The following is a 23,203-nucleotide window of genomic DNA, read 5'->3' as shown; positions in this document are numbered from 1 at the left end:
CAGTTGAGACATTGGATTATTCCGGTGTGGTACGAATGAAGGTTCCGCTTTTTCCACCCGTTTTTTTCAGGAGGGATATTCCCGAAATGGTCATCTGTTTGTCGAAAGATTTGCACATGTCATAAATCGTCAAGGCGGCGATGGAGACAGCCGTCAGCGCTTCCATTTCCACGCCTGTCTGGTGATGAATGCGGACACGGCTTTCGATGCGAATCACAGGCTCGTCCTGATCCCAAAAAAAATCGATCTGTGCGTGGGTGATGTTGAGCGGGTGGCACATCGGAATCAATTCGGCTGTTTTTTTGGCGGCCATGATGCCGGCAATCCGGGCCGTCTCCAACACATTGCCCTTTTTAACCTGCTGATCCCGGATGGCACGAAACGTTTCGACGGTCATGGAGACAAAACCCTGGGCAACAGCCGTACGGTCCGTGGAAGCCTTGGGGGTAACATCCACCATCCTCACCCGCCCGTTTCCGTCGATGTGAGAAAACTCGGACATGATTACTCCTGAAAGGTTTCAGTTTTTTGCGTGACCATGGTTTTGATCGCATTCAGGGTGTCGCTCAAAACGGCGATAACCGTTTCCCGGATATCGCCCGCCACCACCAGCAGCATCACATCGTCGCCCACACCAAGGTCTTTTTCATCGAAAATTTCGACCAAAATTTCAATGATGCCGGCCGTCCTTTTTTTCTGCTCGATCAGGCGTTCCAATTTGCCATGGTCCACGGATACCCGCAGGCCGGCTACCGGCCGACCGTCACGGGAGGTTTGACGCACCACCCCATTGTGCGCCAGAATCATACCGGCCCGATGGTAATCGGGGTGTTGTTTGATCTTTTCAATCAATTGATGCATGTTCATCGCGCTTACGTCCTTCATTTATTCGGAGTGCTTTTTCAAGGTCCTCAGGGGTGTTGACGTTAAAGAATGAATCCAGATCCGGGTCAATCGTCCTCAGCGTCGATTCAGGGATTTTTTTGGTACGCATGCTTTTGAAAAGACGCTGAATCTGCAGTTGCCGGTTTTCGAGCTGAACCTGGACCGGCTTCAGGCATCTTTGGCTGTAAACGGCACACAGCGGTTCATATCCCAGTGATGTCTGCGGTACGACAATATCCACATCGGGTTCTACGGCATCGAGAACGGTCTGGATCATTTCCCTTTTTATAAAGGGTGTATCACAGGCAGTAAAAAAAGCATAGGGTGTGGCCGTGTAATACAACCCTGTGTGCAGGCCGGTGAGGGAGCTGCGAACGTCAAACAGGTCGGCGGCCATGACAATATCCCAGGCCATGAATTTTTCCGGGTGGTTGGTGATTAGCAGGATATGGTCGAACATCTCCTTGAAAATGCCGAAGACGTGTTCAAATATCGCCAGTTTTCCCACACGCTCAAAGGTTTTTTCCGTACCGGCGAAGCGTTTGTTTTCACCGCCTGCCAGGATAATCCCGGTGCATTCGCTATTCAACATGGCGTGCAGAATAAAAAAACCGGGGTGTAAAATCAAGGCAATTCGGCAGCACTATTTCTTTGCGTCCTGAATGACTTTGTGGTTAATATCCCAGTTGGTACATTACATTTTCACCCGAGTCGAGCGTTTCAAGCGTTACCGCTCAATGTGGGTTTCGGAAGATTGAATCAGTAATTTTTTCAAAGGACGCTATCGGCTTCGATCATGAAAAACGGGAGGAACCATGAGCACGGCTGAACATAAAGCCACCGCACCTAAAAAGTTGAAGGTCGGCATCTTGTCCGTATCATCCACGCGCACATTGAAGGAAGATAAAAGCGGCCACTGGATCGCGAAACAATCCGCTAAGGAGGGCCATGATGTGGTCCACCACCAGGTGGTTCCGGATAAAAGTTATGTGATCGCAGACGTTGTCAATAAATGGAATGAATCGGGGGCGGTCCACGCCATTCTGGTAACAGGTGGTACCGGGATCAGTGAAAAAGATGTCACCATCGAAGCTGTCAGACCCCTTTTAGACAAGGAATTGACGGCGTTTGCCGCTTTGTTCGCCCAGCTCAGCTACGAGGAAATCGACTCGGCAGCCATCATGTCGCGCGCCGTCGCCGGAACGGTGGGAAAAACGGCGATTTTCTGCATGCCCGGGAGCCTCAAAGCCTGCAAGCTTGCCTGCAACGCCCTGATTTTTCCCGAGTTGGGCCACATCGTCAGGCACGTATACATTGGATAAACTAAAATAGAAGTTGAACCGCACCCTTATTCAGTGCGGTTTCGTTTTTTTGTTGACAAATATATTAGAATACTAGTATATTAGTCAGCGTTTCAAGCCACCCATCGCTCTACCAAATTTACAAATCTAACTTTTAACGGCCGTGATTTACAGCATCTTGTTGAAAGAGACCTATGAACACGAATCGTCAAGCCGCTCTTAACCACCATCAGTTGTTAAGGACTCAGATTTACGAGTACCTGCGCGAGGCGCTGCGTACGGGCAGCATAAGGCCTGGTATGTTCATCAGCATCAACCAGATGGTCAAAGAATTGGACATGAGCCGGACACCCTTGAGAGATGCCCTGCTTCAGCTGCAGACCGAGGGGTTTGTCACCTTCCTGCCCCAGCGTGGCATTCGCATCAATGCGCTGACTGAAAAAGATCTGGAGGATATTTATGAAATGCTAGGAGCCCTGGATTCAAGGGTACTGATGTCGATCGGTCATAAAGTGGGTGCCATGGAGATCGCCCGGATGAAAAAGATCAACGAACGCATGCTTGAGGTTATCGATGAACAGCACTACAATCGCTATTTCAAGTTGAATCGGGATTTTCACAATGTATACCTGGATTTTTCGGACAACGGCCCGCTTCTCAATCAGGTCAATATTTTGAGACAGCGGTTGTTCGAATTCGGAGACAGGGGTGAATGGCGCAGAAAAGTATTGCAGCCTAACTATACCGAACACCTGACCATGATTGATCTGATCGAAAAGAAAAATTACAGGGGCGCGGCTGACTTCATGCGTGACGTGCATTGCTCCATGAACTGGTAAGTTTTTAATTTTTCAATAGTCGATGAAAAATTAAGAAGAGACGAAACCCATCAGAAAAAGGAGGAAAGGAGATGAAACAGATGATGAAGTGTATGGTTCTTGTTCTCGCCTTCAGCTTCTTGGTTGTGCCGGCGGGCGCTGCAGAGAAGAACATGGTATTTTCTTCGCCCTATGGGATTACAACCCTGGATCCCAGTGTTTCCTATTCAACGGAGCTGACCTACATGGCCAACATTTACGAGACCCTGCTCAGGGTCAATCCGCCGGGCAGTAAGGAAATGTTCAGTTATGTTCTGGCAACCGGATACTCCGTGTCCAACGATGGGATGCAATACACCTTTAATTTAAGAAAAGGGGTTAAATTTCATGATGGTACCCCGTTTAAGGCCGAGGCGGTCAAGTTTTCCATCGAACGCACCAGGAAAATAGGAAAAGGAGCTGCTTTTATCTGGGGTGACCTGAAAGAGATCCAGATTGTCGATGACTACACCGTAAAGATGATTTTGGATGCGCCGGCACCGCTGCCAGCGATAGCCGCGTCCGCCTATGCCTCCTACATCATGAGCCCCGCGGTGGGCGAAAAGGGCGCGGAGTGGTTCAACCAGGGCAATGACGCAGGAACAGGTCCCTACACCCTGGCAAACTACAAAGACGGCGAAAGCTGGATCCTGAAAAAATTTGACGGCTACTGGGGCGGCTGGAGCGGCAACCATGTGGAGAATGTTCTTGTAAAATACACCAAAGATGCACTGGTGCAACTGCAGATGCTACAGTCCAACGAGGCCATGCTGGTGGGCAGAATTCCCATCGACAGCTATGCCAAGGTAAGGCAAGACAGCAACACAAAGGTGGTGGACGGACCGAGTTATTCCAACTACATGGCCTTTTTCAATACCACGCGTTCGCCCCTGGACAACCAGAAAGTCAGGAAGGCTCTGGCCCATGCCATGCCTTATGATGCCATTATCGAGGTTGGTTTTGACGGCAAGGCCACGCAGGCAAGGGGCCCCGTACCGCAGGGCCAGTTCGGCTATTCGGAAAGGGTCTTCCAGTATGACTATGATCTGGAAAAAGCCAAGAAGTTGCTGGCCCAGGCCGGATTTCCCAATGGCGGCTTCAAGCTGACCCTGACCTATGCCGCAGAAAATGTGCAGGAAAAGCGTTTCGCTCCCTTGATTCAGAATGAATTCAAGAAACTGGGTGTCGAGGTGGAGATCAAGGGAATCGCCTGGTCGCAGCAATGGGCTATGGCCAAAGGGGACCCCAAGGAGGCTCAGGACATTTTCCTACTGCTGTGGTGGCCGACGTACAGCGACCCCTATGAAACCCTCTATTCTTTGCTGCACAACGAGAAGGGCAAACCGGTTTGGAACCTGGCGTACTATGTCAATCCCGCCTACGACAAGCTGATCCGTGAGGCCTATGAAGTGACCGGCAGTGATCCCGAAAAAGCCCTGGATTTGTACGTCGAGGCCCAGAACCTGGTGCAGAAGGATGCGCCGGTGGCCTGGCTAGTGGATGTCCAGGGGAACTGGCCCATGAACAAAAAGCTGCAGGGATTTACGATCAATCCCGCCTATCCCAATGTGCCCTTCTTTTATGGTTTGTCCATAGAATAAACGCCCAAAACGTCGTACAGGCCCCGGCGATGCAGCCGGGGCCTGTAAATTACACTGGATGCTCATGTCCCTGGCTCTTTTCACATTGAAACGCCTCGCTGGGCTCGTCATGCTGCTGCTGGTTCTCAGCATGCTGGTTTTTTTCTTTACTCGGGCCATCCCCGGTGATGTGGCGGCACTGTATGTGGGGGGCAACGCCAAGCCTGAGCAAATCGAAATGGCCCGCGTTGAGCTGGGGTTGGACAAACCGATCTACACCCAGTACCTGCGCTACATGGGAAAACTGTTCCAGGGCGACCTCGGTCTGTCCCTGCGGACCCACCGGCCGGTACTCAAGGATCTATCGGAAAAAATACCCATGTCGATGGAGCTGGTGTTGCTGGCCCTGTTCCTGACTAGCCTTTTGGGCATCCCCCTGGGGGTTGTCGCTGCTGTATATCAGGGGACATGGCTGGACGAAGCTGTCAAGTGGTTCACAGCGGCGGCGGTGAGCATCCCCATTTTTTTCCTGGCCCTTTTGCTGCAGCTGATTTTTTTCAATCTGCTCGGGTGGTTTCCCCTGCAGGGCCGCCTGGACAGCATGCTGGAGTTTACCAACCCCATAGAACTGATTACGGGATTCAGTGTGGTTGACACCGTGGTAACGGGTAATTACAGGGCCCTTTTCAATGTAATATGGCACATGGTGCTTCCGGTGGCGGCCCTTACCATGGGTCCTTTGGGGTTCATTTCCCGCCTGACCCGCTCTTCCCTGTTGGATGTGATGAGCCAGGATTACATTCTGGCTGCACGGGCATCAGGGGTCAGTGAGCAAACCCTCTATTTCAGATACGGGCTGCGCAATGCTCTGTCTCCAATCCTGACGGTGATTGGGCTTTCGGTGGCACTGCTAATGCTGAACACCTTTTTCGTGGAAGTTATTTTCAACTGGCCGGGGATCGGCTATTACGCGCTAATGGCTATCGTCAGCCTGGATTTTCCGGCCTTGATGGGCGTGTCGTTTACCATCGGATCCACCTATGTGCTGGCCAACACGGCCGCCGATATCGTGAGGCGCCTGGTGGATCCGCGGATTCAATAATTCTAAATGGCTATTTATGGAAACCCTTGATTTTAACAAGATAGCCCGAAAAGCCATTCAAGACCATCGCAACGAAAGGGTTTACCTCTTTCGGCTTTTCTTGAAGAAAAAGCTGGCGGTATTTTCGGCATTCGTGCTCGTGAGTATCATGCTGGCCGCTGTGTTCGCCCCTTGGGTAGCCCCCTATCCGGATCAGGGCAAGGGATCGGTGAACCTTGAGGACCGACTGCAGCCGTTTTCCAGGAAACACCTTTTAGGAACCGACACCTACGGACGCGATCTTTTGAGCCGGGCTATCTACGGCGGACGCATCTCCGTGTTCGGAGGCTTTTTCATCGTGCTGATGGCAGCGCTCATCGGGGTGCCCCTGGGTTTGTGGGCCGGTTACCGGGAGGGAGTATCCGGCGCTGTCATCATGCGTACGGCGGAACTCGTCCTCTCGTTTCCGTCGGTCCTGGTGGCTATGGGGGTATCCATCGTCGTCGGTGCCGGATCCATTACAGCTCTGGTGGCCCTGATCATCCCCTGGTGGCCCTGGTACACACGGCTGGTCCAAGGCGAGGTACTATCCATAAAAAACATGCTTTACGTCGAAGCCGCCCAGATGCTTGGTTATGGGAGGATCTATATCCTGTTTCGCCATCTGCTGCCCAACATTTTGACACCGGTGATTGTCATGATGATGCTGGACATAGGACCGGCCATCATCGCCATCGGTGTTCTGAGTTTTCTTGGGCTGGGAACCCAGGCTCCCAGTGCCGACTGGGGACTCATGGTTTGGGAAGGAGCCCCCAATATTCTGGGTGAATGGTGGATCGCGATCGTGCCCGGGTTTGCCATGTTTTTGCTGGTAACCGCTTTCAATATTTTCGGTGATACCTTGAAGGATATTCTGGACCCGAATTAACCGTGATGACAAGGAACAAAGACCTGCAGAGGGGCCCCGTGCTCCGTGTCGAGGGCCTGGAGGTGGACTTCAGGGGCTCCCGGGGAACCTATAGAATACTGGAGGGGGTCGATTTTTCACTATATCCCGGAGAAGTACTGGCCTTGGTTGGTGAGACCGGCTGCGGAAAAAGCGTGACCGCTAAAACCATCCTGAATTTGATACCCCGGCTTTCCCAGCAACGCAAAGGGGTGGTAAGGTTTGACGGAAAAAACCTGCTTAAGCTCTCCAACAAGTCGCTCGGCCGGATGCGGGGTAAATCCATCACGATGATCTTCCAGAACCCCCAGTCCAGCATCAATCCGGTGTTTACCCTGGGCGAACAAATATTCAGGTTGATCCGTATGTACTTGCAGGATGAAATCGACACGTTGTGCCGGCGGCGGAACATGAAGGCAAATGCCGCCATACGCAGAATCGCGCGGGATAAACTGGCCGAGGTAGGCTTGATCGATGCCGGGCGTCTGCTGAAGGCATATGCCCATGAAATTAGCGGCGGTATGGCCCAGCGCTACAAAATTGCACAGGCGCTTTTAAGCTCACCGGAGATCCTGATTGCCGACGAGGCTACGTCGGCACTCGATGTGACCGTTCAGGCCCATATTTTGAAATTATTAAAGGAACTGTCTCTGAAAAAGAGGACGGCTATTTTATTTATCACCCACGATATGGGGATAGCGGCCCAGATTTGTGAACGGGTGGCCGTGATGTACAGCGGGCGCATCGTGGAAATTGGGGCTACCCTGGACATTTTTCAAAAGCCCTTACATCCCTATACCCGGGGGTTGCTCGATGCGGTTCCGAGGCTGGGCAATGTAGAACCGTTGAAATATGTGGCGGGGATGATTCCCGATCTGGCCAACCCACCGGCCGGGTGTAGATTTCATCCAAGGTGCCGGCACGCTATGGCAGTTTGTCGTCTGAAAAAGCCGGAAAACATAGAAAAGGGGGAGGGCCACTTGGTAGCGTGCCATATGTACGGTACCTCGTTGTCGAGAAAATGATATGGCGGAACGGTTGATCGAACTCTATCAAATTAAAACCTATTTTCCGCAAAAAAAATCGCTGATGGGCAGGGTGCGCGCATGGGTGAAAGCGGTCGACGATGTAAGCCTGAATGTCTTTCGCGGTGAGTGCCTCGGGCTGGTGGGGGAGTCGGGCTGCGGCAAGAGCACCCTGGGTCGGACGTTATTGAAACTGGCTCCGTTGACATCGGGAAAAATTTGTTATGATGGAACAGAAATTCAACACCTGGCGGATAACGGCTTTCAGCTTTTCAGGCCAAAAATGCAGATGGTGTTCCAGGACCCTCGGGCATCGCTCAACCCCAAGATGACGGTTTTGCAGATTATCAGTGAGGCACTGGCTATATGCCCTAGTATCGGTGTAAAGGAATATGTACAGCGGGCTACCGAGCTGTTGAATATGGTTGACCTGCGCCCGGAACATCTCTTTCGATACCCCCATGAATTCAGCGGTGGACAGCAGCAGCGTATCTGTATCGCTCGTGCCCTGGCTACTAGACCCGAATTCATCGTTTTTGATGAAGCGACATCTGCTCTCGATGTTTCGGTTCAAGCCCAGATCATCAACCTCATGACGAACTTGCAGGAACAGTTGAAACTGACCTACCTGTTCATCAGTCATGATCTGAGCATCATGGAACACATTTGTCATCGGGTTGCCGTGATGTATGCCGGCAGAATAATGGAGATTCAGGACTCAAACGCGTTGTTTGCATCTCCACGGCATCCGTATACCAAAGCGTTGCGGGACGCCGTACCGGTGGCAGACCCTACCCGGCGCGGTCAGATGGCCATCCTGGGGGGAGAAGTGCCGAGTCTGCTGCAACCGCCAGAAGGATGCCGCTTTCATCCACGGTGCAAGCATGCCACTGTGCGCTGTAGAAAAGAGGCCCCGCGGGAGGATAAGATCAAGCCGGGCAATTGGGTTCGTTGCCATTATCACCAACAATTGCAGCATCAAGCAGACCAGTATCGCTGATATCAGAAAAACATCCCGAAAGGAAAGCAAATGAGCCGACTTTTAGGCATTGGCGCCTGCCAAATGGAAACGTGTCATGCGGATGTTGAGGCCAATCTCGACGCCCTGGCTAAAAAAGTCGAGGCCATCAAGTCGTGTTGTTCATGGGTCCAATTGATTTGTGCTCCCGAGCTGATTATTTCGGGTGTGGGGCCCATGGCGGATACGGCCGAAGCGATCCCGGGCCCGATTACGGCATTTTGTTCAAAACTGGCAAGGGAGCAGGGAATTTACCTGGTTCCCGGGTCAATTTATGAAAAAGCGGAAGATCGCATCTTCAACACCGCCCCGGTTTTCGACCCATCTGGCAGCCTGGTAGCGGTTTACCGAAAAATGTATCCCTGGCGCCCCCATGAGAAAACCGCTGCCGGCAATCGTACCATCACCTTCGAGGTGGCGGGTGTCGGCATTGTCGGTTTATGCATCTGTTATGACCTCTGGTTTCCGGAGGTGATCAGAGACCTGGTCTGGAAGGGTGCCGAGATCGTGCTGATACCCACATTAACGGTCACCCAGGACCGGCGCCAAGAACTCATTCTCTGCCAGGCGGCGGCAGCCGCCAATCAGTGCTATGTTGTCAGCGTCAACGGGACCAGGCCGGGAGGGGTGGGCCGCAGCGTGATCATCGATCCGGAAGGCCGGATCATGCAGGAAGCCGGCCAACTCCCAGAGAATCTGATGAGCATGCTGGATTTGGACCAGGTGGACCAGGCCCGAAGATACGGAACCTGTGGCGTCAGCCGGGTGATGAGCAGTTTTTTTCATGAAGCCCACCGGTTTGAGTATCAAACCCAGGCCTATGATGCGTGTCCGGCGGCAATCTCAGTGGCTGGGTTTCAAGGAGACGATTTGAGGTCCGGGACATGACGGACGCATTGATTACAGCGATCGTGTCCAACGAAGAGGGCGACATTTTCGACCTCGAGGGATACGCTGCCGCAGGGATGGCCGGTGACAGCCTGTTTCCTCTGACGGACACGGGCACCATCGAGCTGCCTTTCGGCAGCGAGTTGATGCGCCTGCCGGACCGGGCACCGGTATTGTATGACCTGGAAAGCGGATCGTTCAAGGCCGTTGAAAAGAATCCCTACGCGCCGGAAGAGGATGTGTTTCCTGTGGCGGCATTCAATTCTCCCGGACATGTCATTTCCGCCGTGAGTGCATACAGGCAAAGGCGGGATGCGTGCGTTCTGCCCCTGTTTTCCTATGGCGCCGTGGGTTGGGGCAAGGAAGGGTTTCGATCGGCGGCCATCCTGGTCGATGCTGAACCGCGGCAGGATTTACGGTTCATGAAACAAGCGGATGTGCTCCGCGGCGTCGAGGCAATGCGTAAAAAATTGCCGGGCAATCGGCTCAGAAAGCACCTAGAAACCTGTGCGCTGGAATACGGTTGTCCAGCCGGTAAGAACTTTTTTCTAGGACGATATGAAGCGCCTCTACCAGCCGCGAAGGCCTGCAACGCGGCCTGCCTGGGGTGTCTGTCCCTCCAGCAGGGGACGGAAATTCATTGCAGCCAGGAGCGCATCGATTTTACGCCCAAGCCGGAAGAGATCGCCGCTGTGGCCCTCGAACACATCGGCCGGGTGGAAAATTGCGTTGTCAGTTTCGGCCAGGGTTGTGAGGGAGACCCGCTTACGGCAGCAGGGGTGATCGGTCCGGCGATTGGCCTGATTCGTTCCGCGACAAACCGGGGAACTATCAACATGAACACCAACGGCGGATTGCCGGATGCGCTGAAAACACTTGTCGAAGCGGGGTTGGACAGCGTGCGCATCAGTTTGAACAGCGTCCGCGAGCCTTGCTACCGGGCCTATTTCAACCCCAAGTATACGTTCGATGATGTTAAAAAAAGTATCGATACGGCCTTGCAGCACGGCAGGCATGTGGCCATCAATTATCTGAACCTGCCCGGGTTCACCGATACGCCGGGTGAGATGGAAAGTCTGGCCGCCTTTTTGGCGGACTATCCGATCCACATGATTCAATGGCGCAATCTCAACTTCGATCCCCTGCATTACTGGGAGGCTATGGACCGGGTGTGCCCGCTCGAGCCGGCCCTGGGCATGCAGGCGGCGATCGAGGCCGTTCGGTGCCGGTTTCCCGATGTCAGGCATGGCTACTTCAATCCCCCAACATAACTGGTTTTGCATTTTAGAAAAAATAAAAACCAGTTATGTTGACCGGCGGCTTCGCCGCAGATTTGTGAATGTTCACATCCGTCCGTGAATTTTTGATCGGCAGGCATGACCAACCGTTGCTTTTACGGAAAGACATCGGGATAAAAGAATAGACAGTTAGAATATTTTTATAATGGATTGGCTTGAAATTAGAGTATTGTTCGACAGTGACGAGGCACAGTTGGTCACGGACCTCATTGCGGACCTGTTTTACGGCCTCGGGCTGAAAGGCGTGGTGATCGACGACCCCGATCTTGCGCCCGACGAGGGGTGGGGCCGGGATGCCGTCGGCCCGCCGGCACGCAACGGTGTGACCGGATACATTGCCCAAACAAAGCGGTGTGCAGAAGCAAGCCGCATTCTGGAAGAAGGCGTCGCCAAGCTCAGCCGGCAGGAGGGCTTTTCTTACGACCTTCAGGTGCGCCGCATCGATGAAGAAGCGTGGGCCGAATCCTGGAAGGCCTTTTTCCACCCGGAGCACATAACGGAGCGCATTGTGGTGAAGCCGACCTGGCGGGAGTACAGACGGGCACCGGGCGAGGTGGTTCTGGAAATCGATCCCGGCATGGCCTTTGGTACGGGCACCCATCCAACGACAGCCATGTGCGTCCGCCTGATCGAACGGTATTTGAAAAAGGGTACCTCTTTTCTCGACGTGGGCACCGGGTCGGGCATTTTGATGCTGGCCGCCGCCAAGTCGGGGGCGGAAAAACTTCTGGGTATCGACAACGATGAAATTGCCGTCCGGGTTGCGGATGCAAACATGCGGCTCAATCGCATCGACCGCCGGATATACCATATGCGCGTGGGCCACTTGGCAAAGGGGATTCGCGGGCGTTTTGGATTCATCGCCGCCAACATTCTTTTTGATGTCATTCAGGAACTGCTGGGCAACATCCACAGCCGCCTGGAAAAGAACGGCATCCTGGTCTGCTCGGGCATTATCCGCCGTCATGAACAAGCGTTGACGGATAACATGCGGTCAACGGGTTACGAGATTCTGGAGATCTTACGGCGCGAAGAGTGGATCGCCGTTGCGGGCAGGTATGCGGTCCGAAACCCGAAAGTGTGACAGATCGCCGGGTTGCTTTACGAAACGGTTTTCACGAGTCGGGACACAGGCACAATTTCAACCTCTTTCTTCATTTCAGGCAACACCTCCTGCAAAACATCGTAAGTGGACGCATGCGGATGAGCGATGCCGATTGCCGTGCCATGTTTTTTGGCGATGCGTACCAGTTCCTTTAGCTGTTTGTGGATGAAGGCGGAATTTTGCCGATGGTCGATGAATACATCCCGCTCGGCAAAGGGAACCTGAAGGAGACTGGCGGAAAGCCTGCATTTGGAATCACCGGTTGTCCGGCTGTCGATGAAAAAGAGCTTTCTTCGCTTTAAAACGGAGAATATCTGGCGCATTTGGGGTGCGTCGCTGGTCATTTTTGAGCCCATGTGATTGTTCACGCCGATGACCCCCGGAACGGCGTTCAGGTTTGCGTTCAACTGCTCGATGATTTCATCCGGAGACATGGAGGTGAGCAGAACGCCAGGGCCGGGGTTTACACGAGGGTATTCGTTGGGTTCCATGGGCTGGTGCAGCATGATTTCCAGGCCGTTTTTACGGGCATCTTTGGCGATTCGCTTCGTAAAAGGGCTCTGTGGAAGAATGGAAATGGTGAAGGCCTTGTCGAGACGTATGAATTTTGCTGCGACCTTGCGGTCGTAGCCGACATCGTCGATGATGATCGCGACCCTGGGAAGCTCTGGATGTACCGGCGGGGCGGATGTAACCGTCTTTTTAGGCGGATGATCGACAGATGGATAGATTTCAAACGGCCGGGTGGTCTGCGAATCGATCTGCGGCGTAACCCCAAGGGGTGGATTGCCTCTTTGAAGCAGGTAATGCAAAAGAACGCCGGCGGCAACCACGAAGAGGGTCAGGATGGCGAGTCCGGCAATGATCCTTAGCAGTTGCGAGGTGGCGGTGGCTCGCTTGCGCGCGGCTTTTCTTTTTGGCGGCTTGTTGTTGCGCGGCTTCTTTTTTTGCCTCTGGGTCTTTTTCGCCTTCGCGTTAGCCATTCTGACTTTCTTTAAAAATATCGTAGCTGATCAGAATTTCGAGCGCGCGCAAAACCTGGTTGTCTTCCATAAGCCTTGTACGCATGAGCGCATCGGGCGACTGCGGCGTTTCTTTTTCTTCCAGTTTCTTTTTCTTCTGCAAATCGGTATCTTGCTTGCCTTTCAGCGGTTTGGCGTCGAGGTGATTTTTCAGGTCTTTTTCCTTCAAAACATCCTCTCGGTCATTTTTTTCACCGTTCTTTTCCAGACGCTCGTAGTCAACGGAGATGTCAGGTACAACGCCCTTGGCCTGAATCGACCTGCCGCTGGGTGTATAATAGCGGGCAATGGTAAACTTGAGGCCGTAGCCATCCCGCAGGGTTTCTACGGTCTGAACGGAGCCTTTGCCGAAAGAGGTCGTGCCGAGAATAAGGGCGCGCTTTTGGTCCTGAAGGGCACCGGCAACGATTTCCGAAGCACTTGCGCTGCCTCCGTTGATGAGCACGACGAGCGGGTAATTCCGTTTTTTGTCGTTTGGAGTGGCTTTAAATGTTTTGGAATGCTTGCCTTCCCGGCCTTTGATGGTGAGGATTGTGCCATCTTCCAGGAAGATGTCGGAAACCTTTATGGCCTGGTTTAAAATGCCGCCGGGGTTGTTGCGCAGGTCAAGCACGAGACCCTTCATGGAAGGATTTTCGGCTTCCAGATTATCCAGGGCATCAATTAGATCGTCGGAGGTCTTGTCCCTGAAATTGGTGATCCAGACATAGCCATATCCTGGTTTGAGCGTTACTTTTTTCACGCTTTCAATGGGAATGACATCGCGCACAAGGGTGAATTCGATGGGATCCGGGGTGCCGTCCCTGACAACCGTGACAACGACCGTCGTTCCCTTCGGGCCCCTCATCCGGTTGACGGCATCCCTCAGATCGGTAGTCTCCATATTGTCCACTTTAACGATCTTGTCCATGGCCTTGATGCCGGCCTTGTAAGCGGGAGTTCCCTCGATGGGCGATACGACGGTTACATACCCGTTGCGCATGGTAATGTGGATGCCGATACCGGTAAACTTCCCCTTGGTGTCGATGCGCAGTTCTTCAAAGTCATCCGGCGGCAACAAAGCCGAATGCGGATCAAGGCTGCTTACCATTCCCTGAATGGCCTTTTCGATCAGTTTCTGTGTATCGACGGGATCGACATAATTTTTCTGAATCAGTTCAATGACATCAGAAAAAACTTTCAGGCCCTTGTAGGTTTCTTCGTCCTCCGCGGAAAGGTTTTGGTAGAAGCCGCTTCCAACAGTGCATAGAATGATGACGATACCAATGATCAGCCACGGCCGATGGCTATTATGACGATTTATGGGCATTATTTCTCCTTTTAGGATTTTCGAATCCATTGCATGGGGTCAACCGGCTTTCCGTGGTATCGAACTTCAAAGTGAAGACCGGGGCCGCTCATGGATCCGCTGTCGCCTACTGTGGCAATGACTTCACCCGCCTTAACAGGATCACCCTTCTTTTTAAAAAGTTCTTCGGCATGGGCGTAGACGGTGTAGTAGTGGTCTCCATGATCGATGATGATCATGTTGCCATATCCCTTGAACCAGCTGGCATAAAGGGTGGTTCCCCCGAACACGGCATGCACGGGTTCCCCCCGGTCCGCTTTTATGTTAATGCCGCTTCTGAAATTGATTAGATTGAAGCGCGTATCGGTATATGTACCGAAAAAATGAGTGATTTTACCCTTTACCGGCATTTTTAGCAAGCCTTTTAGGTCGCTGAATATTTTAGCGTGCGCGACCTGGTCCTCTTCGGTTGGTTCGACGTCAACCTGCAGCCGGTTGATTTTTTCGTTGAGTGCCTTGGCCGAATGTTCCAATGACTGAATGGCAGCCAGCTCAAGCGACTTTTCGTTTCGAATTTTATTCAACAGTTCGGCACGTTTTTCCTTTGCCGCCAACATATTGTTAATTTGGCGGGTGAGGTCGTTTTGCAGGGCATGCTTTTTCTGTTTCTGGCTTTTAAGATTCGTTGAAATCCGCTCCAGGTCAAGGGTGGCGTCGGTCAGGTCCTTCAGTAGTTTTTGGTCTTGCTCCAGAACTTTTTCGAGAAGGGTCCGGCGGTAGAAGAACTGATACATGGAATCGGCTGTTGCCAGGTAGTGCAGCCTCCCCAATTGATTCAGTTTATACAGGGCCACAAGCCTCTTGGCGGCATAGTTCTTTTTTTCATCGAGCATTTCAGCCAGGTCCATTGAGCGTTCTGTGTTCAGAGCGATCCTTGCGTCAATATCCGCGGCGGCACTTTTGAGCGCCGCAACTTCCTTCTTTTTTACATTCAGGGCGTAGTCGATGTCGTTTAATTCGTTAAGGACGGCCGCTTCTCTTTTTTCCATGGCGGCGACATTTTTTTCATGCGTTTTTACATCTTCGGTGCCCGCAAAAAGAGGAACGGGCGCCGTACATAAAAAAAGATACAGCGCTAAAAAGTAGCACGTTGCATGCAATCGCCGGGCGTCGATACTGGCAATATGTTTGCGGTCGTGCAGCATATATCAACTAGGCTTTTAAAAATTGTTTCAATGAAAGATAGCAACCGACCCATCCAATCAACATGCTGCCGGCAATGATTGCGACGCATATGTCGAGGGCGAGAAAATGCACCTCCAGCAGCTCGGCCGTCAAGCCCCGGCCAAACTTTCCGGACAAAAACCAGAAGGCGGCGTAAAGACCGCACATTCCAATCATGCCGCCCAGGGCGCCCAGCGAGATGCCTTGAATGTAAAACGGCAGTTTTATGAACCGGTCGGTGGCACCCACGAGGCGCATGATGGCGATCTCTTCCTGGCGGGAATAAAGAACCAAACGAATGGTATTGGCAATGATGAACAGGGTTGCAACAATGAACAGGCCGCCCATGCCATAGCCGACAAACTTGAATATATTGATGATGTTAGTGAATTTTCCAATCCACTCCTGTCCGTATTCAACTTCATCCACGTGGGGCAGGGCTTCGATGGTTTTGGCGAGCCTTTCGATTTCCGCCATTGTTTGTGATTCGGGAAGCAGATGCACTTCGAAAGCGTCCGGTAGAGGGTTTGGTTCCAGGCCATTCAGCAAAGAGGATTGACGCCCCAGCCGTGACTTCATTTGGGCCAGGGCTTCCTTTCGGGATATGAAGCGGGCTTCGCTGACACCCTTGAGTTGCTGAAGGTTGTATTTCAGATCGAGGCGATTGGCGTCGTCGGTGTTCGGCTGGAGGTAGACCAGGGCACGAATGCCTCTTTTCCAAGTATCTAATAGTTCGTTGGCATTCGTGAAAAAAAGGGTGAAGGTGCTGACGATAAGAACGGACAGGGCAATGGTAATCACCGTGATAGTGTTAAGGAAGCGGTTGTTGCGAATGTCCTGCAAGGCCCGTTTGAAAAAAAAAGATTGCATTATGGTACGACCCTGCCCTCTTTGAGCTGTATTACCCTAGCCTTTATGCTGCGAACCAGCTCCGTGTCATGTGTCGCCACCAACACGGTTGCGCCGCGGGCATGAATATTGATCAACAGGTCCATGATGGTCTCGGCTGAGTCGGCATCGAGGCTTCCGGTAGGTTCGTCCGCCAGGATGATTTTTGGATCGCCCACAACAGCTCTGGCAACAGCCACCTTTTGCTGTTCTCCGCCGGAAAGGCTAGGCGGAAAGGACATTTTCCTTGCTTCCATGCCCACCGTTCGCAACACGCTGTCAACTTTCTTCCGGATGAATTTACGGCCCATTCCCCGGGCTTCCAATACCAGAGAGACATTTTCAAATACGGTTTTGGTGGGGATGAGCTTGTAATCCTGAAAAATGATACCCAGTTTTCTTCTCAGCTCCGGCGCACGGTTACGGGAAATCCTGGAGAGGTTCATTTTGTCGATCAAGATCTGGCCTTCGGAGAGCGATTCACCGAGGTAGAGAAGCTTGAGCAGCGTTGATTTCCCGGCGCCACTGGGACCCGTCAGAAACAGGAACTCGTTTTTAAAGATGTCCAGGGAAATATCCAGCAAGGCATTCTTCACGCCGTAGCGTTTGGTTACATGAAACAGCCGTAACAAGGCATCGTCATGGGCTTTCATTCCATAAGTTCCTGCCCCATGGCTTTGTAGAGGGTCGCTTTGGCAATTTTATATTCATACAGGGCGCTGTAGTAATTGGTCATGGTACGGGAAAGAAGCGTTTGGGCAATGAGAACATCGGTGGCCGTTGCCACCTGCTCCTTGTAGCGCTCCTCGTTGATGCGGAAATTTTCCTCGGCTTGTTGGATGGAGGTTTCCACCGTGGCAATATACCTTTCCGCGGCCTGGGTTCTTAGATAGGCCTGTTTTACCTCGGCGCTGATGTCTTCCAAAATTTTGTCTTTGTTGAGCGCCGCTTGTGACAAACGGCTGCTTTTTTCCTTGACGCCGTAACTCGTTCGGCCCCATTCCCAGAAATCCCAGGAGGCCACGGCACGAATATCCCACAAGGTGTCGTCTTCCACATCCCACTCCTCACCGAGCTGGTAATAGCTGCCGATGAGGTTAATCGATGGATAGTAATCTTTTTTGGCCAGCTTGACATCCTTTTCCGCCAGGACGATTTCCATGTTGGCGATTTTTATTTCAACCCTGTTTTCCTCGGCACTTTGGAGGCAATTTTCCAGTACCAGGCCAAAGGGCTCAAAATCGAGCATATCCTCGATCTCGACAGGTGTATTGATCGGTCGGCGCAACAGGATGTTGAGGTCGGATCGGGCTTTTTCAAGATCGTTTTGGGCCAGGATAACATTCTGGGTCGCATTGGCCAGTTCGACCTGCGCCTGGAGCAGGTCGTTCAGGGGCGACATCCCCACTTCATAGAAATTCTTGGCCACGTTCTTCTGGGCTTCAATCTGCTTTTCGGTTTCCTGGGCCACTTTCAAGAGTTTTTCGGCCTTCAACAGCGTAAAGTACACCGTTCTGGCCTGCAGAACGACATTCTGCCGTACGAACTGTTCGTTGGCCTGGGCGATTTCGACGCCGTAACCGGCCATTTCGTACCGATTTACAATGGAAAAACCGGCGAACAGCGGTTGGGTGACCGATGCTGAAAAAGAATACTCATCTAAATTTGTAAAGAGACTCTTCCTGGCGGTATCCTCGTCGTTACGCGTATACTGATAGGTTGCGTTGAATGTCGGAAAAAAGCCGGTGCGGCTCTGTTTTTTGGTGGCTACAGCGGCGTTGGTTTCTTCTCTGGACGACTTGATGCTGATATTGGCCTGGACGGCCATGTCAATGACCTGCTGCAGCGTCAAGGGGGCGCTTGTATCGGTCTGGCCGAAACCATCGATGGGCGTTATGAGACACATGCAGGCGACCAGGATTAGCGTAAGGGCAATTGTTCGATCGACTTTCATGGGGTTAGTATCCTATCCGGGGTGTGATCCTGTAGATGGATTTTGGTTTGACCTGTTTGGCAATAGTTGTTAAATTTCTATCGAGATCGAGGAGTGCTGTCATCAGTTTTCCTTTCTCAGAAGCCTCCACTGAAGCCCATTATACCCGCTTCTTCCATTCGGTGGAGGCTTTTTATTACCTGATGAATGCAATTAAATCAACCATTTCTTGTTTTGGACGCTGTCCTGGACAGGAGATAAAGGACGGTCGGGAATGAAGGAAGAACTGATTAAAACCCTGTGCGACAAATCGTTCCGCTTCAGCGAAGAACCAACTTTTAAGCTGGTTTCAGGAAAAATGAGCCGCTTCTATGTCAATTGCAAACCGACCACCATGAGTCCGAGGGGCATGTTCCTTGTGGGAAACCTGGTTTATAATGCGGTGAAAACATTGGATGTCTGCGGCATTGGGGGGCTTACCTTTGGAGCCGATCCCATCGCGGTGGCAACGGCTTACACGTCGGCGTTGAAAGAAAAGCCGCTTCAGGCCTTTTCCATACGGAAAGAGAAAAAGGATCACGGCGATATTCGCTGGATCGAGGGCGACCTGGAAGCGGGGTCCCGAGTGGTGATCATCGACGATGTCGCCACCACGGGGGGATCAACCATCAAGGCGATTGAGCGGGCCACATCCGAAGGCCTGGTGGTGGTTAAGGCGGTTATCCTGGTGGACCGGCAGGAAGGCGGGGTTGACAACATCCGCGAGCATGTTCCGGATATCTCCGCAATTATTACCCGGGATGAATTGGTGGCATACTGGAAAAGCCTCCATAAATCGTGACACACGATTTTATTCGGGAAAGTAAGTGGCGCAGGCGTCCTCCGATTCCCATGAGGTGACGCTGGCAACCCATACGTCCGGATTGGTAATTTTTATCTGAAGCGTTTCGGCGATATACTTGGCTATATTTTCAGATGACGGGTTTCCATCGTGAAAGTATTCGAGATCGTTGAGGAACTTATGGTCCAACGTTTTCATGATGGCACGGACTTGCTGTTTGATTTCACCGAAATCCATCACAACGCCGGCGCTGTTCAGCCGGTTGCCGGCAATACGCACCTCTATTTTCCAGTTGTGCCCGTGCAGATTTTCGCATTTTTTGGCAACCATCGTGAGCTGGTGAGCCGCTGCAAAATGGCTGGTGACTTTTAGTTCGAACATTCTGATAAATTGTCCTTTGACGAATGGCCCGCCTGATGCGGCCGGGTGGTTATTGGGCGACGCGTTCGTTACCGTTTTTAAAGATATTTTTCAGCTTGTCGGACAAGCTGTTGCTTTCCAGCCGGGCAAATTCCCTTAAAAGTGTTTCCTGCTTTTTGGATATATGGGTCGGGGTCTTTACGGCCACCTGTATGATCTGGTCCCCGCGGCGTCCTGTCCTTAAAGAGGGGAGGCCTTCGGACCGAAGTCGGAAGGTGGCGCCGGGTTGGGTACCCTTGGGAATTTTAAGCGATTTTTCCCCATTCAACGTGGGAACGCTGATTTCATCTCCCAGGGTTGCCTGGACAAAGGATATGGGTATTTCACAGATTATGTCCGTATTGTTTCTGGCGAAAAATTCATGCTGCTGAACATGAATAAAGATATAAAGATCTCCCGGTCCCCCGCCATGCTGCCCTGCTTCCCCTTCTCCCGAAAGGCGCAGCCGGGAACCTGTGTCCACCCCTCCCGGTATTTTAACAGAGACTTTCTTGCTGGTCCGCACCTGACCGGAACCCCGACATGACTGGCACGGACTGGCGATGGTTTGGCCGGCGCCACGGCAAGTGGGGCAGGTGGTGCGAACCGTGAAGAATCCCTGGCTTCTTGAAACCTGACCTTGTCCATTGCAGCTGCTGCAGGTTTCCGGATAGGTTCCGGGTTCGCATCCGCTGCCCTCGCATGTCGGGCAGGTCTCCATTTTTTCCACGTCGATTTCAGTTTCCGTACCGAAGGCGGCGTCCATGAAAGAAATGGAAAGATCATACCGCAAGTCAGACCCTCTGTGACCTCGGGTGCGGCCGGAACGGCCACCGGACCCAAAACCGAAGAAATCTTCGAAGATATCCCCGAAACTGGAGAAAATATCTTCGAACCCGCCAAATCCTGAAAAGCCGGCACCTTCCAGGCCTTGATGGCCATACTGGTCATAGATGCTGCGTTTTTTTCCATCCCGGAGCACTTCATAGGCCTCTGCGGCCTCCTTGAACTTTTCTTCGGCATCCTGATTACCGGGATTCTTGTCGGGATGAAACTTGAGGGCGAGTCGGCGGTAGGCCTTTTTTATTTCGGTGTCGGATGCCGAACGATCCACACCCAGGATTTCATAGTAATCTCTTTTAGATGGCATTGAATTGTCACATATCGTGTTCCGCTTTAATGAACGGAACGGGGTTGTTCGCCTTTGTCAGCGAGAACGACGTTGAGAGGGCTCCGGGCCTGTCCAATTAATTAACTAAAATAATGCAAAAAACAGGGTTGTCAATTCATCCCGGAACAAGATTGGATCAGTCGAGAAAGGATCTGCGGGTAAGGGTGTCCTTGAGCCATCGCGAGTCGTGTTTTTGCGGATATTCGATATTGTAGTGCAACCCCCGGCTTTCTTTGCGGTAAGTGGCACACTTGATGATCAGTTCTGCAACGGTCGCGATGTTGCGCAGTTCAATCAGGTCGGGCGCTACCTTGAAGTTCCAGTAATACTCCTGGATCTCCTTCTGAATGATATCGATGCGCCTGCTCGCTCTTGCCAGACGCTTGTTGGAGCGAACGATGCCTACATAGTTCCACATCAGACGGCGGATTTCATCCCAGTTATGGGCCACCATAATCCCTTCGTCGCTGTCGGTTGTCCCCACCTCGTCCCATTCCGGCAGGGGCGAAATCAATTCAGTGTCTTCGCGCTTCAATTCCCTAACCGCTTGTCGTGCGGCATTGTGAGCGTACACAAGCGCTTCGATCAGTGAGTTGCTGGCCAACCGGTTGGCCCCGTGCAGTCCGGTGCAGGCCGTTTCACCCAAGGCATACAGCCGTTTAATGTCGGTTCTACCCTCCGTGTCGGTTGCAATGCCGCCGCACATGTAATGGGCGGCCGGGACGACGGGAATCGGTTCGACAGTCATGTCGATGCCGAGTTTCAGGCAACGGCGGTAAATGTTTGGAAAGCGTTTTTTTATAAACGACGAATGCTTATGGGATATGTCTAAAAATACCGAGTCGGCCCCGCTTTTTTTCAGTTCGGTATCGATGGCCCGGGCGACCACATCCCGGCAGGCCAGGTCTTTTTGCGGGTCGTATTTGTGCATGAACGGGATGCCGGCATTATCCACGAGTATGCCGCCGTCGCCCCTGACGGCTTCCGAGATCAAAAAATTTTTTGCATTCGGATGATAGAGGCAGGTGGGATGAAACTGCACGAACTCAAGGTTGGCCAGGGTGGCGCCGGCCCTGTAGCCCATGGCAATGCCGTCTCCGGTGGCGATATCCGGGTTGCTGGTATAGAGGTATACCTTTCCGGTCCCGCCGGTGGCGAGCAGGGTGATCTGACCGCGCAGGGTTTTTACCTGATTGTTTTTTTGGTCGAGAACGTATACGCCGCAACATATATCCTCGTGGGCGGTCGTGACCATCCCCCGTTGCATACGCGTGGAGCGTGTAATCAGGTCGATGGCAATATGGTTTTCGAACAAGACGATATTGGGGTGCTTTTTGACATGTTCCACCAGCACGCGTTCGAGTTCCCTGCCGGTCATGTCCTCGGCATGCACAATCCGCTTTTTGGAATGACCGCCTTCCCGGCCCAGGTCCAGGCGGAGGGGGGTGCCAGCCGGAGCCTCCTCATCCTCCAGGTTGAAATGGACGCCGAGCTGGATAAGGTCACGGATCCTTTCAGGGCCGTTTTTTACAACCATTTCAACAACTTCTCGGTTGCACAAACCATCTCCAGATGCCAGGGTGTCCTGAATGTGAAGGTCAAAAGAATCGAGCTCGCCGAAGACGGATGCAATACCTCCCTGGGCTAGACTGGTGTTGCTGTCCATCACGCCTTCTTTGGTGATGACAGCAACGCTGCCGAACTCGGCCACTTTAAGGGCAAAGGTCAGCCCGGCAACACCGCTGCCTATAACGAGGAAGTCCCAATTATCTTTCATAGCAGTGAAGACCTTTGCTTTTTCGGTCTTGAGATTAGCCCCATGACAACGCCCAGTATCAGTATGCCGGCTCCGCTGAGGAACCATTTTATGCTGTGATTGTTCGAGAGGGTGGTCAGTTCATCCTCCAGGGCATCGGCGCGCTTGTTTTGTTTGGATAAACTGGCGGCGGTCTTTTCGTATTTGGATTTCAGTTCCAGGTAGGCAGCGGATTCCTTTTTCAGATCTCCAAACGCTTTGTTGGTTTTATCCCTTTCCTCCCGGGTGGCCTGCAGGTTGGCCGTAAGCGTCGCATTCTTTTTTTTCAGCGCATCATTTTCCTCCTCAAGGGTATCCGCGCGAGAAAGCATGGTCGCATGTTCGGACTGCAGGCGTGCCAATACCGTGTCACAGGGCTCTTTCGTGGTCAGGTAGCGGTGCAGCACCCAACCTTCCCTACCATCGGGCAAGCGGACCAGGGCCCATTCATTTTCTTTTTTCATTACCTCAACGGCCTGGTCTGAAACCAGCAGCTTGATGATTTTCCTGTCGTTCCCGGGTCCTGATCTGAAAGTTATATGCATTTCGTCGCTGACATATTGTGTTTCAGCATTTACGGAAACGGCGAGCATGAGGATGCAGAAGCAGAAAATGCCAACAGGTTTGATTTTACAACGCATATCGTTTCGTTCCCCTA

The 23,203-nt window shown here is 52.4% G+C and carries 24 protein-coding genes; 11 read left to right on the top strand and 13 right to left on the bottom strand.

The window, feature by feature from the left end; genetic code table 11:
* Positions 1-16 precede the first annotated feature (16 nt).
* The 3 genes from moaC to LJE94_09660 are packed head-to-tail and all read right to left on the bottom strand — an operon-like array spanning position 17 to position 1,477.
* Positions 17-502 carry a cyclic pyranopterin monophosphate synthase MoaC gene (moaC, locus tag LJE94_09670; GenBank protein MCG6910374.1) on the bottom strand — a complete coding sequence of 162 codons (486 nt, stop codon included), beginning with the start codon at positions 500-502 and terminating at the stop codon, positions 17-19.
* A 2-nt stretch (positions 503-504) separates the two neighbouring features.
* Complete coding sequence (locus LJE94_09665) at positions 505-867, bottom strand: molybdenum cofactor biosynthesis protein MoaE (protein MCG6910373.1); 363 nt, start codon at positions 865-867, stop codon at positions 505-507.
* On the bottom strand, positions 845-1,477 hold the full coding sequence (locus tag LJE94_09660) for a molybdenum cofactor guanylyltransferase (GenBank protein MCG6910372.1): 633 nt from the start codon (positions 1,475-1,477) through the stop codon (positions 845-847). The genes LJE94_09665 and LJE94_09660 overlap by 23 nt, the downstream gene beginning before the upstream one ends.
* Before the next feature lie 223 nt (positions 1,478-1,700).
* On the opposite strand from LJE94_09660, the gene LJE94_09655 reads away from it, so the two are divergent.
* The 10 genes from LJE94_09655 to prmA all read left to right on the top strand — a co-directional run bounded on the left by LJE94_09655 (position 1,701) and on the right by prmA (position 11,963).
* Positions 1,701-2,207 carry a molybdenum cofactor biosynthesis protein MoaB gene (locus tag LJE94_09655; GenBank protein ID MCG6910371.1) on the top strand — a complete coding sequence of 169 codons (507 nt, stop codon included), beginning with the start codon at positions 1,701-1,703 and terminating at the stop codon, positions 2,205-2,207.
* Between the two features lie 173 nt (positions 2,208-2,380).
* Positions 2,381-3,025, top strand: coding sequence for a GntR family transcriptional regulator (locus tag LJE94_09650; GenBank protein ID MCG6910370.1), 645 nt, complete (start codon positions 2,381-2,383; stop codon positions 3,023-3,025).
* Between the two features lie 71 nt (positions 3,026-3,096).
* The gene (locus tag LJE94_09645; GenBank protein MCG6910369.1) at positions 3,097-4,644 is read left to right on the top strand and encodes an ABC transporter substrate-binding protein; all 1,548 of its coding nucleotides are present in this window, start codon (positions 3,097-3,099) and stop codon (positions 4,642-4,644) included.
* A gap of 64 nt (positions 4,645-4,708) precedes the next feature.
* On the top strand, positions 4,709-5,725 hold the full coding sequence (locus tag LJE94_09640; protein MCG6910368.1) for an ABC transporter permease: 1,017 nt from the start codon (positions 4,709-4,711) through the stop codon (positions 5,723-5,725).
* Positions 5,726-5,741: 16 nt separating this feature from the next.
* Positions 5,742-6,632: an ABC transporter permease gene (locus LJE94_09635; protein MCG6910367.1), complete on the top strand. Its 891-nt coding sequence runs from the start codon at positions 5,742-5,744 to the stop codon at positions 6,630-6,632.
* Positions 6,633-6,637: 5 nt separating this feature from the next.
* Positions 6,638-7,675, top strand: coding sequence for an ABC transporter ATP-binding protein (locus LJE94_09630; GenBank protein ID MCG6910366.1), 1,038 nt, complete (start codon positions 6,638-6,640; stop codon positions 7,673-7,675).
* A 1-nt stretch (position 7,676) separates the two neighbouring features.
* Positions 7,677-8,675 (top strand): ABC transporter ATP-binding protein, encoded by a 999-nt coding sequence (locus LJE94_09625; GenBank protein ID MCG6910365.1) that lies wholly within the window; start codon positions 7,677-7,679, stop codon positions 8,673-8,675.
* Between the two features lie 30 nt (positions 8,676-8,705).
* Entirely contained in the window at positions 8,706-9,581 is an 876-nt protein-coding gene (locus tag LJE94_09620) for a carbon-nitrogen hydrolase family protein (protein MCG6910364.1), read from the top strand.
* The gene (locus tag LJE94_09615; GenBank protein MCG6910363.1) at positions 9,578-10,852 is read left to right on the top strand and encodes a radical SAM protein; all 1,275 of its coding nucleotides are present in this window, start codon (positions 9,578-9,580) and stop codon (positions 10,850-10,852) included. The genes LJE94_09620 and LJE94_09615 overlap by 4 nt, the downstream gene beginning before the upstream one ends.
* A gap of 172 nt (positions 10,853-11,024) precedes the next feature.
* A complete protein-coding gene (gene prmA / locus LJE94_09610; protein ID MCG6910362.1) occupies positions 11,025-11,963 on the top strand; it encodes a 50S ribosomal protein L11 methyltransferase in 939 nt (312 codons plus the stop codon).
* 17 nt (positions 11,964-11,980) lie between these two features.
* Here the strand turns inward: prmA and LJE94_09605 are convergent, their stop codons facing one another.
* From LJE94_09605 to LJE94_09580, 6 genes are read right to left on the bottom strand one after another with little or no spacing between them, the layout of a single operon-like run.
* Positions 11,981-12,967, bottom strand: a complete 987-nt coding sequence (locus LJE94_09605; protein ID MCG6910361.1) for a divergent polysaccharide deacetylase family protein — start codon at positions 12,965-12,967, stop codon at positions 11,981-11,983.
* On the bottom strand, positions 12,960-14,315 hold the full coding sequence (locus LJE94_09600) for a S41 family peptidase (GenBank protein MCG6910360.1): 1,356 nt from the start codon (positions 14,313-14,315) through the stop codon (positions 12,960-12,962). The genes LJE94_09605 and LJE94_09600 overlap by 8 nt, the downstream gene beginning before the upstream one ends.
* Positions 14,316-14,326: 11 nt before the next feature.
* Entirely contained in the window at positions 14,327-15,499 is a 1,173-nt protein-coding gene (locus LJE94_09595; GenBank protein MCG6910359.1) for a peptidoglycan DD-metalloendopeptidase family protein, read from the bottom strand.
* A 7-nt stretch (positions 15,500-15,506) separates the two neighbouring features.
* Positions 15,507-16,388 (bottom strand): permease-like cell division protein FtsX, encoded by an 882-nt coding sequence (gene ftsX, locus LJE94_09590; GenBank protein MCG6910358.1) that lies wholly within the window; start codon positions 16,386-16,388, stop codon positions 15,507-15,509.
* Entirely contained in the window at positions 16,388-17,059 is a 672-nt protein-coding gene (ftsE, locus tag LJE94_09585) for a cell division ATP-binding protein FtsE (GenBank protein ID MCG6910357.1), read from the bottom strand. Before ftsE ends, ftsX begins: the two co-directional genes overlap by 1 nt.
* Positions 17,056-18,360 carry a TolC family protein gene (locus LJE94_09580; protein MCG6910356.1) on the bottom strand — a complete coding sequence of 435 codons (1,305 nt, stop codon included), beginning with the start codon at positions 18,358-18,360 and terminating at the stop codon, positions 17,056-17,058. Before LJE94_09580 ends, ftsE begins: the two co-directional genes overlap by 4 nt.
* Before the next feature lie 253 nt (positions 18,361-18,613).
* Between LJE94_09580 and pyrE the strand changes: the two genes are divergently transcribed.
* Positions 18,614-19,180 (top strand): orotate phosphoribosyltransferase, encoded by a 567-nt coding sequence (gene pyrE, locus LJE94_09575; protein ID MCG6910355.1) that lies wholly within the window; start codon positions 18,614-18,616, stop codon positions 19,178-19,180.
* Between the two features lie 9 nt (positions 19,181-19,189).
* Here the strand turns inward: pyrE and queD are convergent, their stop codons facing one another.
* The 4 genes from queD to LJE94_09555 all read right to left on the bottom strand — a co-directional run bounded on the left by queD (position 19,190) and on the right by LJE94_09555 (position 23,090).
* Positions 19,190-19,561, bottom strand: a complete 372-nt coding sequence (gene queD, locus LJE94_09570; GenBank protein ID MCG6910354.1) for a 6-carboxytetrahydropterin synthase QueD — start codon at positions 19,559-19,561, stop codon at positions 19,190-19,192.
* 49 nt (positions 19,562-19,610) lie between these two features.
* On the bottom strand, positions 19,611-20,729 hold the full coding sequence (dnaJ, locus tag LJE94_09565) for a molecular chaperone DnaJ (protein MCG6910353.1): 1,119 nt from the start codon (positions 20,727-20,729) through the stop codon (positions 19,611-19,613).
* A 157-nt stretch (positions 20,730-20,886) separates the two neighbouring features.
* The gene (gene nadB / locus LJE94_09560; protein MCG6910352.1) at positions 20,887-22,527 is read right to left on the bottom strand and encodes an L-aspartate oxidase; all 1,641 of its coding nucleotides are present in this window, start codon (positions 22,525-22,527) and stop codon (positions 20,887-20,889) included.
* On the bottom strand, positions 22,524-23,090 hold the full coding sequence (locus LJE94_09555; GenBank protein ID MCG6910351.1) for a TIGR04211 family SH3 domain-containing protein: 567 nt from the start codon (positions 23,088-23,090) through the stop codon (positions 22,524-22,526). The genes nadB and LJE94_09555 overlap by 4 nt, the downstream gene beginning before the upstream one ends.
* Between the last annotated feature and the right edge of the window lie 113 nt (positions 23,091-23,203).

It is taken from the genome of Deltaproteobacteria bacterium (genome assembly GCA_022340465.1).
Lineage (GTDB): Bacteria > Desulfobacterota > Desulfobacteria > Desulfobacterales > B30-G6 > JAJDNW01.
This window is presented reverse-complemented; position numbering and strand designations above follow the sequence as displayed.